At 65.7% G+C, this 18,015-nt stretch carries 19 protein-coding genes and 1 pseudogene; 11 read left to right on the top strand and 9 right to left on the bottom strand.

Annotated elements, in window-relative coordinates:
• Window positions 1–4: 4 nt before the first annotated feature.
• Window positions 5–835 carry an aldo/keto reductase gene (locus BRC58_07975; GenBank protein ID PSP16853.1) on the top strand — a complete coding sequence of 277 codons (831 nt, stop codon included), beginning with the start codon at window positions 5–7 and terminating at the stop codon, window positions 833–835.
• On the opposite strand, the gene BRC58_07980 is transcribed toward BRC58_07975, so the two are convergent.
• The 5 genes from BRC58_07980 to tsaD form a co-directional block, all read right to left on the bottom strand.
• On the bottom strand, window positions 828–2,537 hold the full coding sequence (locus BRC58_07980; GenBank protein PSP16854.1) for an NAD+ synthase: 1,710 nt from the start codon (window positions 2,535–2,537) through the stop codon (window positions 828–830). The two genes, BRC58_07975 and BRC58_07980, sit on opposite strands and share 8 nt — an antisense overlap.
• The gene (locus tag BRC58_07985) at window positions 2,534–3,274 is read right to left on the bottom strand and encodes an NUDIX hydrolase (protein ID PSP16855.1); all 741 of its coding nucleotides are present in this window, start codon (window positions 3,272–3,274) and stop codon (window positions 2,534–2,536) included. The genes BRC58_07980 and BRC58_07985 overlap by 4 nt, the downstream gene beginning before the upstream one ends.
• Complete coding sequence (locus BRC58_07990; protein PSP16856.1) at window positions 3,250–3,852, bottom strand: nicotinate-nucleotide adenylyltransferase; 603 nt, start codon at window positions 3,850–3,852, stop codon at window positions 3,250–3,252. The genes BRC58_07985 and BRC58_07990 overlap by 25 nt, the downstream gene beginning before the upstream one ends.
• Entirely contained in the window at window positions 3,845–5,206 is a 1,362-nt protein-coding gene (locus tag BRC58_07995; GenBank protein ID PSP16872.1) for a nicotinate phosphoribosyltransferase, read from the bottom strand. Before BRC58_07995 ends, BRC58_07990 begins: the two co-directional genes overlap by 8 nt.
• Before the next feature lie 74 nt (window positions 5,207–5,280).
• Window positions 5,281–6,363 (bottom strand): tRNA (adenosine(37)-N6)-threonylcarbamoyltransferase complex transferase subunit TsaD, encoded by a 1,083-nt coding sequence (gene tsaD, locus BRC58_08000; protein ID PSP16857.1) that lies wholly within the window; start codon window positions 6,361–6,363, stop codon window positions 5,281–5,283.
• Between the two features lie 154 nt (window positions 6,364–6,517).
• Between tsaD and BRC58_08005 the strand changes: the two genes are divergently transcribed.
• Both BRC58_08005 and BRC58_08010 read left to right on the top strand, forming a co-directional pair.
• Window positions 6,518–7,024 carry a Photosystem I reaction center subunit III gene (locus BRC58_08005; GenBank protein ID PSP16858.1) on the top strand — a complete coding sequence of 169 codons (507 nt, stop codon included), beginning with the start codon at window positions 6,518–6,520 and terminating at the stop codon, window positions 7,022–7,024.
• Window positions 7,025–7,055: 31 nt separating this feature from the next.
• Window positions 7,056–7,184 (top strand): photosystem I reaction center subunit IX, encoded by a 129-nt coding sequence (locus BRC58_08010; GenBank protein ID PSP16859.1) that lies wholly within the window; start codon window positions 7,056–7,058, stop codon window positions 7,182–7,184.
• A gap of 197 nt (window positions 7,185–7,381) precedes the next feature.
• Here BRC58_08010 and BRC58_08015 read toward each other — a convergent pair.
• Window positions 7,382–8,292, bottom strand: a pseudogene (locus BRC58_08015) (alpha/beta hydrolase).
• 142 nt (window positions 8,293–8,434) lie between these two features.
• Here BRC58_08015 and rseP point away from each other — a divergent pair.
• From rseP to BRC58_08030, 3 genes are read left to right on the top strand one after another with little or no spacing between them, the layout of a single operon-like run.
• Window positions 8,435–9,532 (top strand): RIP metalloprotease RseP, encoded by a 1,098-nt coding sequence (rseP, locus tag BRC58_08020; protein ID PSP16860.1) that lies wholly within the window; start codon window positions 8,435–8,437, stop codon window positions 9,530–9,532.
• Between the two features lie 3 nt (window positions 9,533–9,535).
• Window positions 9,536–10,246, top strand: a complete 711-nt coding sequence (gene nth, locus BRC58_08025) for an endonuclease III (protein ID PSP16861.1) — start codon at window positions 9,536–9,538, stop codon at window positions 10,244–10,246.
• A gap of 27 nt (window positions 10,247–10,273) precedes the next feature.
• Complete coding sequence (locus BRC58_08030) at window positions 10,274–10,576, top strand: 30S ribosomal protein S14 (GenBank protein ID PSP16862.1); 303 nt, start codon at window positions 10,274–10,276, stop codon at window positions 10,574–10,576.
• 5 nt (window positions 10,577–10,581) lie between these two features.
• On the opposite strand, the gene BRC58_08035 is transcribed toward BRC58_08030, so the two are convergent.
• On the bottom strand, window positions 10,582–10,911 hold the full coding sequence (locus tag BRC58_08035) for a hypothetical protein (GenBank protein ID PSP16863.1): 330 nt from the start codon (window positions 10,909–10,911) through the stop codon (window positions 10,582–10,584).
• Window positions 10,912–11,012: 101 nt separating this feature from the next.
• Here BRC58_08035 and BRC58_08040 point away from each other — a divergent pair, with 101 nt between their 5' ends.
• A complete protein-coding gene (locus BRC58_08040) occupies window positions 11,013–11,588 on the top strand; it encodes a leucyl/phenylalanyl-tRNA--protein transferase (protein ID PSP16864.1) in 576 nt (191 codons plus the stop codon).
• Here BRC58_08040 and BRC58_08045 read toward each other — a convergent pair.
• Complete coding sequence (locus BRC58_08045) at window positions 11,581–12,327, bottom strand: TIGR00297 family protein (GenBank protein ID PSP16865.1); 747 nt, start codon at window positions 12,325–12,327, stop codon at window positions 11,581–11,583. The genes BRC58_08040 and BRC58_08045 overlap by 8 nt on opposite strands.
• A gap of 138 nt (window positions 12,328–12,465) precedes the next feature.
• Here BRC58_08045 and BRC58_08050 point away from each other — a divergent pair, with 138 nt between their 5' ends.
• From BRC58_08050 to BRC58_08065, 4 genes are all read left to right on the top strand, one after another.
• Window positions 12,466–12,867: a hypothetical protein gene (locus BRC58_08050; protein PSP16866.1), complete on the top strand. Its 402-nt coding sequence runs from the start codon at window positions 12,466–12,468 to the stop codon at window positions 12,865–12,867.
• A 113-nt stretch (window positions 12,868–12,980) separates the two neighbouring features.
• Window positions 12,981–16,268: a carbamoyl phosphate synthase large subunit gene (gene carB, locus BRC58_08055; GenBank protein ID PSP16867.1), complete on the top strand. Its 3,288-nt coding sequence runs from the start codon at window positions 12,981–12,983 to the stop codon at window positions 16,266–16,268.
• 203 nt (window positions 16,269–16,471) lie between these two features.
• Window positions 16,472–16,723 (top strand): hypothetical protein, encoded by a 252-nt coding sequence (locus BRC58_08060; protein PSP16868.1) that lies wholly within the window; start codon window positions 16,472–16,474, stop codon window positions 16,721–16,723.
• Window positions 16,724–16,968: 245 nt separating this feature from the next.
• Window positions 16,969–17,274, top strand: coding sequence for a hypothetical protein (locus BRC58_08065; protein PSP16869.1), 306 nt, complete (start codon window positions 16,969–16,971; stop codon window positions 17,272–17,274).
• An 18-nt stretch (window positions 17,275–17,292) separates the two neighbouring features.
• Here the strand turns inward: BRC58_08065 and BRC58_08070 are convergent, their stop codons facing one another.
• Window positions 17,293–17,934 carry a hypothetical protein gene (locus BRC58_08070; protein ID PSP16870.1) on the bottom strand — a complete coding sequence of 214 codons (642 nt, stop codon included), beginning with the start codon at window positions 17,932–17,934 and terminating at the stop codon, window positions 17,293–17,295.
• Window positions 17,935–18,015: the final 81 nt, after the last annotated feature.

Here is an 18,015-nt window from a genome sequence, read left to right on the forward strand (position 1 = left end):
TTCCATGCCGACTGACGCTGCTTCTGCCACCATCCCCCGCTTTTTGTACGGTACGGCTTGGAAAGAAGAGGCCACCCAGCGCTGCGTCGAAGCCGCTCTAGAAGCCGGATTTCGCGGCATCGATACCGCCAACCAGCGCGTGCACTATTACGAAGCGGGGGTAGGCCAAGCCCTCCAGCAAGCCCCAGTTCCGCGCAGCGACCTTTTCCTGCAGACCAAGTTTACGCCGCGCGGCGGTCAGGACCGCCGGCTGCCTTACGACTCCAACACCCCGCTGGCAACCCAGGTGGCGCAATCGTTTGCCAGCTCGCTGGCGCATTTGGGCACCGACTGGCTCGATTCCTACCTCCTCCACAGTCCGCTGACCCCCGGCACGCTCGGGGGCGATGACTGGGAAGTCTGGGGCGCCATGGAATCGCTGCACGATCGCGGCCAGCTCCGCCATCTGGGCATTAGCAATGCCAACCTTAACCAAGTGCGCACCCTATGCGAGCGGGCGCGCATCAAGCCCAGCTTCGTCCAAAACCGCTGCTTTGCTAAAACCCGCTGGGATCGCGAGGTCCGCACTTACTGCCAGCAGCAGGGCGTTATCTATCAGGGCTTTTCGCTGCTGACGGCGAACGCGCCGGTGCTCAACGACGAGCGCTTGCAAGCCATCGCCGAGCGAACGGGCAAAACGCGCCCCCAGCTCGTGTTCCGGTTCGCGCTGGATGCGGGCATGCTGCCGCTAACCGGGACCACGGACCCGCAGCACATGCGCCAGGACCTACAGGTCCTCGAGTTCGAGCTCGACCCAGCCGATCACGAGCGGATCGAGCAGCTCGCCGTTAGCTAGGTGACTGGCTGGCGAGCCGGGCGAAGGCGTGCTGGCTCGCAATGGGCATGCGCCATCCCGGCCCAAAGGCGCGCTCGGCCACCTTGAGAGTGGGCGGCGCTTGCCGGCGCTTGAACTCCGATTGGGCCATTAGGGCCACCACGCGCTCCACGGCGCCGGCGTCGTAGCCAACCTCGACCAGCTCGGCTGCCGAGCAGCGCTGTTGGATCAACCCGTGGAGGATGCCATCCAGGGTGGGGTAGGCCGGCAGGGTATCTTCGTCTTTTTGATCCGGGCGCAGTTCGGCGCTAGGGGGTTTCTCCAGAACGCGGGCGGGGATACGCTCGCAGGTCGCGGTTTGGTTGCGCCAGCGGCAGAGCGCGTACACCTGGGTTTTGGGGACATCGGCGATCACGGCCAGGCCGCCGCACATGTCGCCGTAGAGCGTGCAGTATCCGACGGCCAACTCGGACTTGTTGCCCGTGGCCAGCAGCAGGTGGCCGAACTTGTTGGCGATCGCCATGAGCAGGTTGCCGCGGATGCGCGACTGCACGTTTTCCTCGGCAGCGCCAAACGCCGTCCCGGCAAACAGCGGCGCCAGCATGCGGTCGTAGGCCTGCATGGTCTCGCCGATGGGAATCTCGCGGCTGTCGATGCCCAAATTTGCTACCAGCGCCCGCGCATCGGCCAGCGAGGCCGCCGAGCTGTAGGGCGATGGCATGAGCACGCCCAGCACGCGCTCCGGTCCCAGCGCCTCGGCGGCCAGCGCGGCCACCAACGCGGAATCGATGCCGCCGCTCAAGCCCAGTACAACGGTGGCGAAGCCGCACTTGCGCGCGTAATCCTGCAGCCCCAACACCAGCGCCGACCAGATTTCGGCGCAGTGCTGTTGCGGCCGAGACGCAGTCGGTCCGGTTGCCCAATCGCGCCGGCCGGCATCGAAGGTCCAGAGGGCGCGGTCCGCGCCAAAGGCGCGCGCGCGCGCTGCCACTTGCCCGCGCCCATCGAGCGCGACACTGGCGCCATCGAAGATGAGATCGTCGTTGCCCCCAACCTGGTTGAGGTAGGCAATGGGAATGCCGTAGCGGCGGGCGCCGTGGGCCAGCATGACCTCGCGCAGCTGGGGTTTGCCGGCACGGTAGGGCGAGGCCGCCAGGTTGACGATCGCATCGGGTTGCTGCGCGGCCAGCTCGGCCAGCGGATCGGTGGGGTAATGGCGCTGCCCCCAAAACTGGGCGTCGTTCCAGAGGTCCTCGCAGATGGTGATGCCGAGGGTGAGGGCGCGATCGCCGTCTTGCAGCGTCAGGCAGTTGCTGCAGCGCCCGGCGGCGAAGTAGCGCTCCTCATCGAACACGTCGTAGCTGGGCAGCAGGCGCTTGTGGAAGTAGCGCTGCGCGCGCCCGCCTTGCAGTAGCGCGATGCTGTTGAACAGCGGATTTTCGCCGCGCTCGGCCGCCTGGGGGTTGCGGACGGGCAGCCCCACCAGCACGGCCAGCTGCGGCGGCAGCGCCTGCGCCAGCTCGTCCCGATGGCGTTCCGCCGCCTCGATAAAATCTGGCTCCAGCAGCAGGTCCCGCGGCGGGTAGCCGCAGAGCGAGAGCTCGGGGGTCAGCAGCAGCTGGGCGCCTGCCGCCACGGCTTGCTCTGCCTCGGCGCGGATCCCGGCGGCGTTGCCACTAAAATTGCCGATGGTGGGATTGAGCTGCGCGATCGCGACCTTCATGCTGAGGCAAACACCATGGATTTATCTTTAATCAGCTCGAAGGCCTCTTCATCGAAGCGGTAGAGGCTGGCCGGCCGCCCGGCCCCGCGCGAGACCTTGAGGCCGGTATCGGTGAGAAAGCCCAACTTGAGCACGCGGGCGCGAAAGTTGGAGTAATCGGCAAAGTTATCGCCCAGAACCGCGGCATAGAACTGGTAGAGCTCGTTGAGCGTGAACGCCTCGGGCAAAACTCGAAACGCCACCGGACTGTACTCGAGCTTGTTGCGCAGGCGCTGGCGGCCGTAGTTCAGGATCTGGTTGTGATCGAAGGCCAGCTGCGGCACCGCATCGGTGGGATACCACGCCACCGGTTCGGGGCGATCGCCGAGCAGGCGGGTATCCTCATAGCGCACCAGCGCAAAGTAGCTCACCGACAGGTGGCGTACCCCAGGGTGGGCCTCCGGATCGCGGGGGTCGCGGCCGGGTTGGCCGAAGGTGTAGAGCTGCTCCAGGTAGAGATTCTCCACCGCGATGGTCTCGGCCAGGATGCGGTGGGCCGCCTCCTCCAGCGACTCGCTTGGGCGCACCAGCGTGCCCGGCAAGCGCCAGTAATGCCGAAACGGCGCGCTCGAGCGCTGCACTAACAGCGCCAGCAGGCGGTTGTGCCGGGTATCGACCGAAAAGATGGCATTGTCGACCCCGACTTTAAAATCGGCCGGCGCGTCGCGCTCGCTCAAGTGGAGGCCACGTTCTGGCATGCGTAGAGTCGGTGGCGGCGGATGTAAGCCTCAACCGGGTCCGCAACGGCCCCGGCCGCCTGCTGCTCGCGGTAGGCGGTCGAGGAAACGGCGGGCACTTGGAAGGGAGCTGCCTCGGGCTGGCCGCCCAAGCGCCGGATGGCCTCGAAATCGTGCGCCGTCATGGGATAGCCCGGGCGCGGGACCACCAACAATCGCACGGCGCGCAACAGCTGCCGGCTGGCGTACCATTGCGGGATTTGGCCCACCAGATCGGAGCCCACAACCAGCGTCAAGGCGGCGCTCGGCCCCCAACGGGCGCGCGCCCGGCAGAGGGTTTCCCAGGTGCGCGGGCTGCTCAGCTCCTGATGCAGGCCCACGTTGGCTTGGGGAATGTTGACACTGGCGATCGCCAGCTGCAGCATGCACGTGCGGTGCTCGATGGCGGTCTGTTGCGGTTTGAATGGGTTGTCCGAGGCCCAGACGGCCACCCAGTCAAAGCGGCGCGCCAACTGCGACAGGATGGCGCCGTGGGCGAGGGTGGGCGGATCGGCGCTCGTGCCGAACAGGGCGATGGCGCGAGCGTTGCCCTCAACCATGCTCTCCGCGCGCCCGGGCAGCGCGATCGAGCTGCTGTAGCGCAGGCGAGATCGCCACCGGCAGCGGGACTGGCGACTGTAGGCGGCGGGCCGAGAGTGGCAGCTGCGCCACCTCACTTCGGACGCGCTGCTGGATGGCCTGGAGCGATTCGGCCGCGCGCGTTCGCTCGCCGCCAGCCATGACGCACTCCAAAAGCGCGCGCTCGCCCGTTTGGGGGGGCTCCTCAGCCGTTCCCAGGCGGTCGGCAGCCGCGCCATCACCATCCCAGCGCCGCAAGATTTGCTTGCGCCCGGCGTGGGTTTCCTTGTCGCTGGATTGCTTGAGGGTGGGTTCGCCGCCGATGTCCACCAGTTTGTAAACGCCATTGACCGGCGATCCCGTCACCAACTGCGTGCCGATGCCGTAGCCGTCAATGGCGGCTTGGGCACGCACCAGCCCCTCGACCTCGTGCTCGTCCAAATCGCCGCTGGCGAAAATGGCGGTCTCGGGGAGCAGCGATCGCACCTGTTGCGAGAGCGCGGCGATATCGCCCGAGTCGATGCGCACGCCGCGCACTTGCATCTGGCCCTGCTGGACCCAGCGGGCCAAGCGGCGGGCGGCTGCCACCGTATCGTAGGTATCGATCAGCAGCGGCGCCTGGGGAAAGTAGCGGTGGAAGGCGGCAAAGGCCTCGTCCTCGCCCCCGCGCAGGGTTCCGATTGCCATCACCAGCGAGTGCGCCATCGTCCCGCTGGGTTGGCGTCCCAATTGCAGGGCGGCCAGAATGTTGGAGGTGGCATCCAACCCGGCCGCTAGCGCCGCGCGGGCCGCCCAGAGCGAGGCCTGGGGGCTGAAGGCGCGCCGCGTGCCAAACTCCAAAAGCCGAGCGCCCTCACCTGCCGCTTCCCGCAGGCGAGCGGCGCGCGTTGCCACTAAGGTTTGGTAATTAATGGCATTGAGCAGGTACGTCTCGGCGAGCTGCGCCTGCCAGAGCGGTGCTTCCACGCGCAGGATGGGCTCGCTGGCACCCACGGGCGTGCCTTCCGGGACGGCCCAGACATCGCCGCTGAAGCTCCCTTCGGCCAGCAGCGACCAGAAGCCCTCGGGGGCGTTCTCGAACAGCCCCGTCGCTTGCAGGGCCTCGATCTGCTGCGGGGAAAACCACCACTGCTGCAGGTAGGCCAGGCCTTGCTCGAGCCCCATGGCAACGAGGTAGCCGCAGTCTGGCGGCAGGTGCCGCGCGAACAGCTCAAAGCTCGCCCGCTGCTGGTGCACCCCCTCGCCTGCGTAGCAGGCGGCCATCGTCAGCTGATAGAGGTCGGTGAGCAGGCTGTAGTCCTGCGGGGCTAGCGTCAGGTCGGCGCTCTCGGGCATGAAGCGGACGGCGGCTTGGGGCCGCACGGAACTGCCCCCAATTATAGTGCTGCTTACCAAAAAGCGCGCTCGCTTTAGAAGGACGCCGCGCTCAGCTCGGTCGTCCTGGCCCCACTGGGCGGGGCGTACAGCTCGCCGGCCCGCTCGAGCGATAGCCGCGAGGTCACTCCCAGCGTCAGCGGCGAGCGCCAACCGCGCTCGAAGCGCTCGGCAGCCGCGCAGCCGATCATGGCGGCGTTGTCCGTGCAGAGGGCCAGCGGCGGAAACAAAACGCGCAACGGCTGGGACTGGGCCGCCGCTTGCAGCTGCTGCCGCAGGCCGCTGTTGGCCGCAACGCCGCCGCCCACTGCGATCGTGCCGATGCCGCAGTCGCGGGCCGCTGCAATGGTGCGCCGCGTCAGGGCCCGCGCTACCGTTGCTTGGAAGCTGGCAGCCAGATCGGCGACCGGGAGCGGCCCTTGCGCTTCGAGTTGCTGCGTTAAGCGCAGCACAGCGGTTTTTAAGCCGCTGAAGCTGCAGTCGTAGGGATGGTAGCCCCCCTGGCGGGCCGAGACTTTGCCCTCTGGGAGATCGAATGCCGCTGGGTTGCCGGTGCGCGCCGCGCGCTCGATGGCCGGTCCGCCCGGATAGCCCAGCCCCAACAGCCGCGCGACCTTGTCGAAGGCCTCACCGACGGCATCGTCGCGGGTCATGCCCAGCAGCTCGTAGCTGCCGCAGTCGCGGACGCGGATCGTGCTGGTGTGCCCGCCCGAGACCAACAGGCAGATGAAGGGGGGCTGCAACTGCGGCTCGCTCAGGTAGTGGGCGCAGATGTGGCCCTCCAAGTGGTGGATGCCCAAAAACGGCTTGTCGTGGAGCACAGCCAGCGTTTTGGCGGCGTTGAGCCCCACCATGAGAGCGCCTGTCAGTCCCGGGGCGCAAGTGACCGCAACGCCGTCGATCGCCGCCCAATCGCAACCTGCTTGGGCGAAGGCGCGTTCGATGCAGGGCGCGATCACGTCCAGGTGCTTTCGGGCGGCTACTTCCGGGACGATGCCCCCATAGGCGCGATGGACCTCAGCTTGGGAGGCAACAATGTTGCTACAAATTTGACGATTTTTAACAATCGCAGCGGCCGTCTCATCGCAGCTCGTCTCAATTGCTAGTATTGTCGCCATTGTTGTTAAGAATCTTGTTGCCGAAACAGCGCCCAACTGCGAGCTTTACTCGGATCGCGCGCGGGCGTTACCATACATTGAGACAGCATCTTAGCGCCTGCCAGTTTGCCCATCGTGTACCGGTAGCGAAGACATACGAACGAGGACTGATCCTATGAAACGACTGCTTGCCTTAGCGTTGGTAGCTGTATTGTGGCTTGGCTTCGTGCCGGCTGCCAGCGCCCAACAACCGCAACAGCAAGGGCAGCTCGTGCGCTGCAGCGAATCGGAGGCTTTTCAAAAGCGCGCCCAGAACTTCCGCAATACCACCGCCGATCCGCAATCGGGTCAAAAGCGCGCCCAGCGCTACTCCCAGGCGTTGTGCGGTCCGGAAGGGTTGCCGCATTTGGTCGTTGACGGCCGCCTGGATCGGGCTGGGGACTTTCTCATTCCCAGCATCCTGTTTCTCTACATTGCCGGCTGGATCGGCTGGGTCGGCCGCGCTTACCTCAACGACATCAAGCAGGACAAAAACCCCGAACAGAAAGAGATCGTCATCGACGTTCCGAGGGCAGCGCGGTTCATGCTGAACGGCTTTGCCTGGCCCGTTGCTGCTGTTAAGGAGTTGCTCTCCGGCCAGCTGACAGCCAAAGAAACCGACATTCCAATCATGCCGCGCTAGCGAGGCGTTCGCGAGCAAGGAGGCGAGTACCATGCAAAATCTAGGTGGCTTTTTCTCAACAGCCCCCGTACTGCTAACGGCCATGATGGCCGTGACGGCCGGGCTGCTAATCGAGTTCAACCGTTTCTTCCCCGACCTGCTTTTCCATCCCATGCCCTAAACGGCAAGCCCCAAAGCCATGCCTGCGCCCGCAACTGCGAACGGTTGCGGGCCTTTTAGCAGCTCAGCCCAGCCCCAAATCCCAGCATCGCGCTCTGGCTGCGGTGGCTCAGCCGCACGGGCAGCAGGACCGGCAGGGCCCCCACCGCCGTTGCCAGGCCATGAGCAGGCCGGCCGCTGTACCGGCCAGGATGGGCGTCATGGCGACTGCGATCGCAAGCTCAGCGTGCGCTGCAGCCAATCCAGCAAGCAAGCGTTGACCCGCTCGGGGCACTCGTCATGGCAGCAGTGGCCGGCTCCCGCAGTGGTTTGAAAGGTTACATCCGCGCGTCGCTCGCTCAACTCGCGGTAGTGGTGGGCGCTACTGATGGGCGTCCACGGATCGGCATCGCCCCAGAGCACCAGCAATGGCGCGCGCACGCGGGGTAGGAGCTCGCTGGGCTTGGGGCCCGGTGGTGCGGCCAAAACGGAAGCAAAAACCTGCTGGGCGCCCGGATAGCAGGCCGGACGGCGGATGAGCTCGACCAGTTCGTCGGTGACAGCGTCGCGATCGCCGTAAACTTGTTGCAGCGTTCGGCGAATGTGCCCGGGCTGCCGGATGCGATCGAACAGCAGCGGCCCCACCAGCGGCGCGTTGGCCAGCCAGCTAAAGCCGCGCATGGCGAGCCCGAGCGGCCAGCTCAGCTCTTCGGGGCGGTGGCTGAGCCCACCAGCACAGTTGATCGGCACGCCCCCCCTGCCACCACGTGTGGCTGGTGGGTCATAACGCTCAGCGCAATCAGTCCGCCGATGGAGTTGCCGACCCAAATCGCCGGCTCCCCTATCTGGGCTTGCCAAAAATCGACCAGCAACTGCTGCCACAGCTCGATGCTGTAGGCGCGCTTGGGCTTGGCCGAGCCACCGAATCCCAACAGGTCGATGGCGTAGGTCCGATAGCCAGCGCGCGCCAGAACCGGCTGGTTCTTGCGCCAATGCTCGCTCGAGGCCCCAAAGCCGTGAACGAGCACCACGGGCGGGCCTTGCCCCCCAACAGTGTAGCGAATGTCGCATCCCTGCCAGCGCCAGCTCGCGGCCATTAGGGCAGGCGTTGTTGCCGGTGCGCTCGCCATCTTGACTGGCTCAGCGGCTCGATAGGGCGCCGCTTCATTCTAGCGGTCGCAACCGCCGGCTTGGGGGCATACGCCAGTTAGCGCGGGCGGTCCACGTCCTATGTCTTAAAATAGCTACAAGCTTGAAGGAAGCAGGCAATTTATGTCAGTTCTGGCGGCGATCGCGGTGCTAGCGCTCCTGATCGTCATTCACGAGTTGGGGCACTTTACGGCCGCGCGCACCCAAGGGATCCGGGTCAGCCGCTTCTCGCTTGGCTTTGGACCGGTGCTCTGGCGGTACCAAGGGGCGCAAACCGAGTACGCTGTGCGCGCGCTGCCGCTGGGCGGCTTTGTCGGCTTCCCAGATGGCGACCCCGACAGTGAGGTCGATCCCAGCGATCCCAACTTAATGAAAAACCGCCCGCTGCTGGATCGCGCCATTGTCATTAGCGCTGGCGTCGTCGCCAATTTTGTCTTTGCCTATTTTTTGTTAGTGGCGCAAGCGAGCGTTGTGGGCATCCCGGAATCGGACTACGAACCGGGCGTTGCCGTCCCCGAGATCGTCGAGCAGCAGCAATCGCCAGCCGCGCAAGCGGGCTTAGAAGCCGGCGATGTCATTGTCTCGGTAGAGTCCCAGCGGCTAGGGGAAGGGCGCGACGCCATCCGAGCGCTGCAAGCGCGCATTCAAGCCTCGCCGCAGGAGCCGCTGGCGCTCACCATCGAGCGCGACGGCCGAACCCGCTCTTTCAGCGTTACCCCGCGCAACGAGGGCGGCGAGGGCAAAATTGGCGTCCTGCTGGCGCCCAACGGCGACGTGCAGCGGCGCTACCCCAGCGGTATTGGGGAAGCCCTCTCAGCCGGGGCCGAGCAGTACCAACGCATCGTCAGCCTGACCGCCGAGGGCTTTCGCGAGCTAGCCGCCAACTTTCGCGAATCGGCCGACCAAGTGGCAGGGCCGATCCGCATCGTCGAGGTGGGCGCCGGCATTGCCGAGTCCGACGCTGGTAGCTTGTTCCGCTTTGCGGCGCTGATCAGCATCAACCTAGGCATCATCAACATCCTGCCGCTGCCGGTGCTGGATGGCGGTCAGCTGGTCTTTCTGGCCCTGGAAGGCATCCGCGGCCGGCCCCTGCCCAGCAAAGTTCAGGAGGGCATCACCCAGACTGGGGTGGTGTTTTTCATCGGCTTGGCCATGTTTTTGATCGTGCGCGATACGGCCAACTTGGCCGTGGTTCAGGATCTGCTCCAAAACGACGGCTAGGCGGTGTCAGCAACGCAGGCCCTGACCGCCAAGCAGCGGCGCGCCCGCGCCATCCTGGCGCGCTTGGCGCAGCGCTATCCCGAGGCGCGCTGCACGCTCGATTACGAAACGCCGGTGCAGCTGCTGGTAGCCACCATGCTTTCGGCCCAATGCACCGACGAGCGCGTCAATCAAGTCACGCCCGAGCTGTTCGCGCGCTACCCTGATGCAGCGGCACTGGCGGCGGCACCGCGCGAAGCGATCGAGGCGGCCATCCGCCCAACCGGGTTCTACCGCAACAAGGCCAAACACATTCAAGCCACCTGCGCGGCGCTGACCGAGCGGTTTGGCGGCCAAGTCCCCAATCACATGGACGAGCTGCTCGCGCTGCCAGGGGTCGCGCGCAAGACCGCCAACGTCGTCTTGGCCAATGCCTACGGCATCCACCAAGGCGTCACGGTCGACACGCACGTCAAGCGCCTCAGCCACCGCCTGGGCCTAACGGAGGGCAACACCCCCACCCAGATCGAGCGCGACCTGATGCGCCTGCTGCCGCAGGCCGAGTGGGAGAACTGGTCCATCCGCTCGATCTACCACGGGCGGGCGGTCTGTCGGGCGCGCCAGCCCCAGTGCCGCGCTTGCCTGCTGGCCTCGCTCTGCCCGGCTGCCGCCCGCTTCGATCCCAGCCTGCCCGAAGCCGGGACTGCGATTGAGGCCGACGATCCGATAGGATGAGCGATCCGCTGGAACGACGGAGGCTGCATGTCGAAAAAGAGCGTCCTCGAGCGCGAGCGCAAGCGCCAGCGCATGGCCCAAAAGTACGCTGCCAAGCGCGCGGAGCTCAAGGCGCGATTCAAAAATGCTAGCTCGCAGCGCGAGAAGCTAGAAATTCACCGCCAGCTGCAGCGGTTGCCGCGCAATAGCGCCCCCTCGCGCGTGCAAAATCGCTGCTGGGTAACCGGACGCTCGCGCGGCTATTACCGCGATTTTGGCCTCTCGCGCCACGTGCTGCGCGAGTGGGCGCACCGGGGCCTGCTACCCGGTGTGGTCAAATCCAGCTGGTAAGCCGCTTACTGGCCGCAGCAGCGCTCAGTGCCCAAGCGCTCCAGCACCAGATCGCTGACTGCATTGGCGACAGCGCACTCGCCGTAGAAGCTGTCGCTAAAGTCAAACGCTTGCATCTCCGTCACTAGGGCGAGGACCAGGGCACCGAGCTCGTTCTCGCCCTCAAGGCGCTGGCGGACGAAAATTTGCGCCGCTTGCCGCGCGATTTCGGCATTGATCGCTTCCGGCAGGAATTCGCGATCGAGCCGCTGCTGCAAGGCTTGGCGCAGCCAGTGGGCTTCTTGCTGCGAATCCTGCAGCGGGGGCAAAACGACAGGCTCAATGGCTTGGGACATGGGGGCAAGTCTCGTCTGGGGCTGCCATCAGCCTAACGGATGCCATCGCCGCGCGCATCAGCTGCGGCAGCCTGAGGGGCAGCAGCCCCCTGTAAGTTGCCATGGCACTCGATGTTGCCACCGTCGTTGCCGGCTACGCCCAAGGCTACTTTCTGATGGCCGATGAGGACGGCGAGCTGGGCTGGTACGCCAGCCACCGGCGGGCGCTCATGCCGCTGGACGATCGCTTTCGCTACCCGCGCTCGTTGCGCCGCTTCCTGCGCCCGGATCGCTTCCAGACCGCCATCGATCGCGACTTTGCAGCTGTCTGCCGCGGTTGCGCCGATCGCGAGAGCACCTGGATCTCGCCCGAGCTGCAGCAGGTGTATTGCGCCCTCCACCAGGCCGGCTGGGCCCACAGCTTCGAGACCTGGCAAGGCGATCGCCTGGCCGGTGGCATCCTAGGCCTGAGCCTGGGTGGCGCTTTTATTGGCGAGTCGATGTTTCACCGCATCTCCGAAGGCTCCAAGGTGGCGCTGGTCTGGCTGGTGGCGCACCTGCGGGCGCGGGGATTTGAGTTGTTCGACGTGCAAATCAACAACTCCCACCTGGCCCGCTTTGGCGCCTACGAGGTTAGCGAGGCAAGCTATTGCGCCCGGCTGCGGCAAGCCCTGGCGCGCCCGTGCCGCTTTAGCTAGCGCCCCCACCGCCAGCCAATCCGGCCAGGGCCATGGCCATGGCAGCGCCTATGGCGGTATGGGCAACGTTGACCGCTTCATTGGTCAACCACGCCCAACGCTGCTGCAGCGTGGCGCCGATGGCGCTCTCGAGGGTCGTGGCCACCAGTGCGGCCGCCACGCACCACCCCACCCCGACTGCCGCGATCGCGCCTGTGGCCCAGGCCACCAGGGCAAGGACTGCGGAGGCGACGGCACCGGCCAGGGTGCCCTCCCAGCTAACGGCGCCTTCGGTGCCGGGCGGCACCGGCCGCAAGGTGGCAGGCGAAAATGTGCGGCGACCGTAGGCCTTGCCCACCTCGCTGGCCGTCGTATCGGCCAGCTTGGTGCTAAAGCTGGCCGCGTAGCCCAAAACGAACAGCGCCGACTGCGGCGCGGGAGCAGCCAGCGTGGCCAGCGCGCAGGCAGCGCCGGTTAGGGCCGAGCCCCAGACGTTCTCCGGGCCGCGGGCGCCGGCGCGGCGCTCGGCAAGACCGGCTGCTTGCTTGCGCGCCATGCCCAGCCGCGTCAGCGCCGAGCCCGCCAGAAAGTAAAACGCCACAATGGCAAAGCCCGGCCAGCCCAAGCTGCCCCACACCAAGGTGCCCAGCCCCCAGGCGTGTACCAACCCGGCGCGCGTGAGCAACCGGACGGGCGCGATCGCTACCGGCAGCAGCAGGACCGCAGTCAGCAGGCCGCCAATCAGCCACGGCTCAACCACCCATTGCCTCCTGCAACCAAATTGCCCGCCAGCCTAGCATTGCCCCCTGCCATCGCTCGGATCGAGCCGGGCGCATGGCCGCTAGGATTGAAGGATGCATCCTTTGCTTGACCCAAAATGCTCGTAGGAGGTGGCGCCATGTTCGGTTTTCTCAAGCGCTTGCTAGGCCGGTTGCTCTCGATCTTGACCTTTGGCCTGTTAGGGAGCCGCAAGGGCCAGAACGCTTACTACCTGGAGCTCGACGGCTCGCAAGCCGCCGACAGCTCGCAGCAGGGAGCAGCTCCAGCCAGCAGTGCCGCGCAGCAATCGCAGCCGACTGGTACCGCCTCAGCCAGCAGCAGCGGCGCAACCGTTCAGTCAGCAGCCGTGCCATCGCAGGTGGGGGGTCGCACGCAGCCGGCTGCCCAGCGCAACGAGGCAGCGGCGAACGTAGGGAACTTTGCCCCAAAGTATTGGCGCTTGCAGCCCAGCATGGGCCGGCGCCGTCCCGGGCCCAGCCTGGATTCGTTTCGCGAGCTGGCCCGCCAAACCCGGCGCTAGCGCCCCCCAGCAACAACGGCAGCGCCCTGGCATGCGGCAAGCGCGCTCGGGGTGGGGGACAATCCAGCCTAGAATGAGTGGGACTGGAGACCCCCTGCTGAGCACCAAGACGCATGCCGCGCCGCAGCGACTTCCACACCATCCTGATTTTGGGCTCGGGCCCCATTACCATCGGGCAAGCGTGCGAGTTTGATTATTCGGGGACGCAGGCCTGTAAAGCCCTGCGCGAAGAAGGCTACGCGGTGGTGTTGGTCAACTCCAACCCCGCCACGATCATGACCGACCCCGAACTCACCGAGCGCACCTACATCGAGCCCATCACGCCCGAGATTGTCGAAAAGGTCATTGCCCGAGAGCGCCCGGATGCCCTACTGCCCACCATGGGCGGGCAGACGGGGTTGAACGTTGCCGTCGAGCTGGCCCGCCACGGCACGCTGGCCGCCTATGGCGTGGAGCTCATCGGGGCCAAGCTGCCGGCCATTGAAATGGCCGAGGACCGCCAGCTATTCAAAGACGCCATGGGCCGCATTGGCGTCCCCGTTTGCCCCTCGGGAACCGCCAGTAACCTGACCGAAGCCCAGGCGCTGATCGAGCGCATTGGCGGGTACCCGGCCATCGTGCGGCCCGCTTATACCTTGGGCGGCAGCGGCGGCGGCATCGCCTACAACGAGCGCGAGTACGAGCAGGTAGCCCAAGCCGGTCTCGATGCCAGCCCGGCTTCCCAAATCGTGGTCGAGCGATCGCTGATCGGCTGGAAAGAATACGAGCTCGAGGTCATGCGCGACCTCGCCGATAACGTCGTCGTCATCTGCGGGATCGAAAACTTGGATCCCATGGGGGTCCACACGGGGGACTCCATCACGGTTGCGCCCACCCAAACCCTAACCGACAAGGAGTACCAGCGGCTGCGGGATCTGGCCAAGCAAATCGTTCGCGAGATTGGGGTCGAAACCGGGGGCTCTAACATCCAATTCGCCATCAACCCCGACGATGGCGAGACGGTGGTGGTGGAGATGAACCCGCGCGTCTCGCGCTCCTCGGCGCTGGCCTCCAAGGCCACCGGCTTTCCCATTGCCAAGTTTGCCGCCAAGCTGGCCGTTGGCTACAGCCTCGACGAGATCGCCAACGACATCACGCGCGAAACCCCGGCCTCGTTCGAGCCCACCATCGACTACGTGGTGACCAAGGTGCCGCGCTTTGCCTTCGAAAAGTTCCCCGGGACCGAGGCGGTGCTCTCGACGCAGATGAAATCGGTGGGCGAGGCCATGGCCATCGGGCGTACCTTCTGCGAGTCGTTCCAGAAAGCGCTGCGATCGCTGGAGGACGGCCGCCTGGGTTGGGGCTGCGATCGCCCCGAGCCGCTCCCGAGCCGCTCGCAGGTCCAAGCCGGGATGCGCGTGCCCCACCCCGAGCGCATCTTTACCGTCCGCCACGCCTTCCTGCTGGGGATGGCCGCCAGCGAGATCCGCGACCTCACCGGCATCGATCCGTGGTTTTTGACCCAACTGGCCCAGCTGATCGAGACCGAGCAGTTCCTGGCGCAGCGCAGCCTAGACGAGCTCAGCACTCCCCAGCTGCGCGCAATCAAGCAGCAGGGCTTTAGCGACGGGCAAATTGCCTTCGCCACGGGCACCACCCAAGCCCAGGTCGTGCGCCAGCGCCGGCAGTTGGGGATCGTGCCGGCCTACAAAATGGTCGATACCTGCTCGGCCGAGTTCGAGGCCTACACGCCCTACTACTACGCCACCTACGAAGCCGGCGAATCGGAGGCGCACCCCTCCGATCGCCCCAAGGTGCTGATTCTGGGAAGCGGCCCTAACCGCATCGGGCAGGGCATCGAGTTCGATTACTGCTGCTGCCATGCGGCCTTTGCCCTCCACCAGCAGGGCTACGAGACCATCATGGTCAACTCCAACCCCGAGACAGTCTCCACCGACTACGACACCAGCGATCGCCTCTACTTCGAGCCGCTCACCCAGGAGGATGTCTTCAACATCATCGAGCTGGAGCGGCCCCAGGGCATCGTCATCCAGTTTGGCGGCCAAACGCCGCTCAAGCTGGCGGTGCCGCTGCAGCAGTACTTGCAAACCCTAGGCAGCGCGCCCGACGATCGCCTGTCGCTGGCCACCCAAATTTGGGGCACCACCCCCGATGCCATTGACGTCGCCGAGGATCGCGAGCGCTTCGAGCAGATCCTGCAGGATCTGGCCATCGAGCAGCCGCCCCACGGCATCGCGCGCAGCTACCAGCAAGCGCTGGCCGTCGCCGCCCAGATTGGCTATCCGGTTGTGGTGCGCCCCTCCTACGTGCTGGGCGGGCGGGCCATGGAGGTCGTCTACTCGGACGGCGAACTCGGGCACTACATGACCCACGCCGCCCGCGTCGAGCCCGAGCGGCCCATCCTGATCGATAAGTTTTTGGAAAATGCGGTGGAGGTGGATGTTGATGCCGTTGCCGATCGCAACGGCGAAGTCACCATTGGCGGCGTCATGGAGCACATCGAGCAGGCTGGGGTCCACTCCGGGGACTCGGCCTGCGCCGTGCCCCACGTGTCGCTATCGCAACCGGCGCTGGCGCTGGTGCGCCAATCCACCCGGCAGCTGGCGCAGGCGCTCAATGTTGTAGGCCTACTCAACCTGCAGTTTGCCATCCAGGGCGATGCCGTCTACCTACTGGAGGCCAATCCGCGCGCTTCGCGTACTGTCCCCTACCTGGCCAAAGCCACCGGCGTGCCGCTTGCCAAGCTGGCTTCCCAGGTCATGGCGGGGGCGACACTAGCCTCGCTAGGCGCCACCCAAGAGCCCACGCTGCAGCACGTGGCCGTCAAAGAAGCCGTTTTTCCGTTTGACAAGTTTGCCGGCACGGACGTGCTGCTCGGACCCGAGATGCGCTCCACCGGCGAGGTCATGGGCATTGATGGGGATTTTGGCCGCGCGTTTGCCAAAGCCGAGCTGGCTGCCGGCCAGCGGCTGCCGCGCTCGGGCACGGTGTTTGTCTCCGCCGACGATCGCTTTAAGGCCGCGATCGCGCCCATCGTCGAGTCCTTTTTGCGCTTGGGCTTTGCCGTGGTGGCTACCGATGGCACCCGCGACTATCTCCAGGCACAGGAGCTGGCGGTGTCGGGCATTCTCAAGCTGCACCAGGGCCGCCCCCATGTTATTGATGCCATCGTCAACCGCGAGATCCAGCTGATCGTCAACACGCCTGCCGGCCGCGAAGCGCAAGCGGACGCGCGCCAGATCCGCCGCACGGCCCTAGCGTACAAGGTGCCCACCGTGACGACGGTCGCCGGCGCCAAAGCCACAGTCGCTGCCATCGAGAGCTTGCAAGCGCACGCCTTGGGGGTGCGGGCCTTGCAAGACTACATTGCCGAGCCGCAGCAGCTCGCGCCCTCGCGCTAGGCGCTGGTTCCGTTGCCATAACGAGCTTGCTGCTCAATGCTGCTGGATGGGATTCCCAGCATTTGCCGGTTGGCGATCACCAACGCGCCTGGCAGTTGCCGTTTTGTAAGCTGCGGCCTAGTGCCCCGCCGTACAAGATGAGGCGATCGCGTGCTGTTATAGAACTGCGGCATTGCGGAGGGAAGATCGCACGCCGCGCCCAGGTGGATGCCGAGGGCAATCTCTGGCTGCAGCTTCCCGCCGACCTGCGCGATCGCGAGGTCACAGTCACCATCGAAGCAGCCGAGCCCGCCGAGCCATCCCAGTCCCCAGAAGCGCTGGGATGGCCCCCTGGCTTTTTCGAGCACGTCATTGGCAGCTGGCAGGGCGAGCCCCTGATACCAATTCTCGTGGCTTATGCACTAGATTGCGATCTCCAAAAATCCTTCAATATGGGAGTTATGTCCTTTGGTTAGCGTGCATCCGCTGCTCAAACAACCGCTGTGCGGCTCTGTACTGTCGTCTGCGCCGAGCTCTACTTTGGTGCCCAAAAGAGCAAGCAGGTTGAGTGCAGCGATCACCTAGCCGTCATGACCGGCGTTGGGCTGGCCGTGCAGTCGCTTTCGCTGCGCTCCGCATCGGTGTACGATAGCCACGGTGTGGGCGAGTTCAGCGAGATCCGACCATGGCAGCCAGCATGCGCCTTGCGTTTCCGGTCAGAATGGAAGCCGCCGCCGTTACGACGCAACAGCCCATCCAAACCTGGTGGAACCGCCACAGCGGCCAGCGTGCAGCGGTATCAAAGCTCAAGGGCTATCCGCTAACCCGGCAAAGCGAAACACACTACTGCCGCGTCAGCCAACCCGAGATTCAGACTGACGGGACGGTCAGTTGGCTGGAGGGCACCCAGCGGCAGCGCTACCAGCTGTCAGCCATCGACTTGATGACCGAGGCCAACAGCTTGTGGCTCCAACTCGCCGAGAGCGAGAATGCCGGCATCGACAGCGTTTACATTAAGTACTACTAGCGATCGCGCGCGGGCTCGCTACGGGTTGGGGCTGACTTGGGCGCGATAGAGCAGCCTGTCGCCCTGGCAGTACCCCACATAGCGCACGCAGACGCGATCGCCGGGCTCCGCCGCCCCATCCAGCAGTTGGTGCCACTGCGGGTCGTAGGCCACCGCTTGGCCCACAGCTCCAATGGGGCGGATGCCCCAGTGCTCGAGCAGCCGCTCGACCGGCTCAACCAAGGGCACGAGCTTGTAAGCGGGCAACTCGGGGTTGGCTTGCGCTTGCTCGGCGGCAGTGGGCCACTGCAACAGCCACGGCTCCAGAATCCCCAGGCTGTCGCGCTGCCATTGCGCCCACTGCTGCTGCTGTTGATGGGCTTGCTGCTGCTGCAGGCGTTGGCACTCTTGCCGCAAGGCAGCCAGTGCTGCTTGTTCGCGGTTGGGGTCCCCGCTGGGATCGAAGTGCGCCAGCAGCTCCGCCACCGAGACTTGCAGCGCCTGGGCCAAGTTCTGCAGCGTACCCAGCCGCATGCGCGCAATCTCGCCCCGCCGCAGGTAGTGGAGCTGGCGCTCGGAAACGCCGGCCGCACGGCTCAGTTGCCGCAAGCTTGAGAGCCCCACCCGCTGCATCCACTGCCGCAGCAAGCGGGCGCGATCGGGTGGGGCTGCATCGGTCATGGCTTCACAGTTGCCGCCGAGCTGCCGGTTAACTCGATTGCTCGATCATGCTGCGCAGCATCCAAGCCGTCTTTTCGTGGG

Source organism: Cyanobacteria bacterium QS_8_64_29 (assembly GCA_003022125.1).
Lineage (GTDB): Bacteria > Cyanobacteriota > Cyanobacteriia > Cyanobacteriales > Rubidibacteraceae > QS-8-64-29.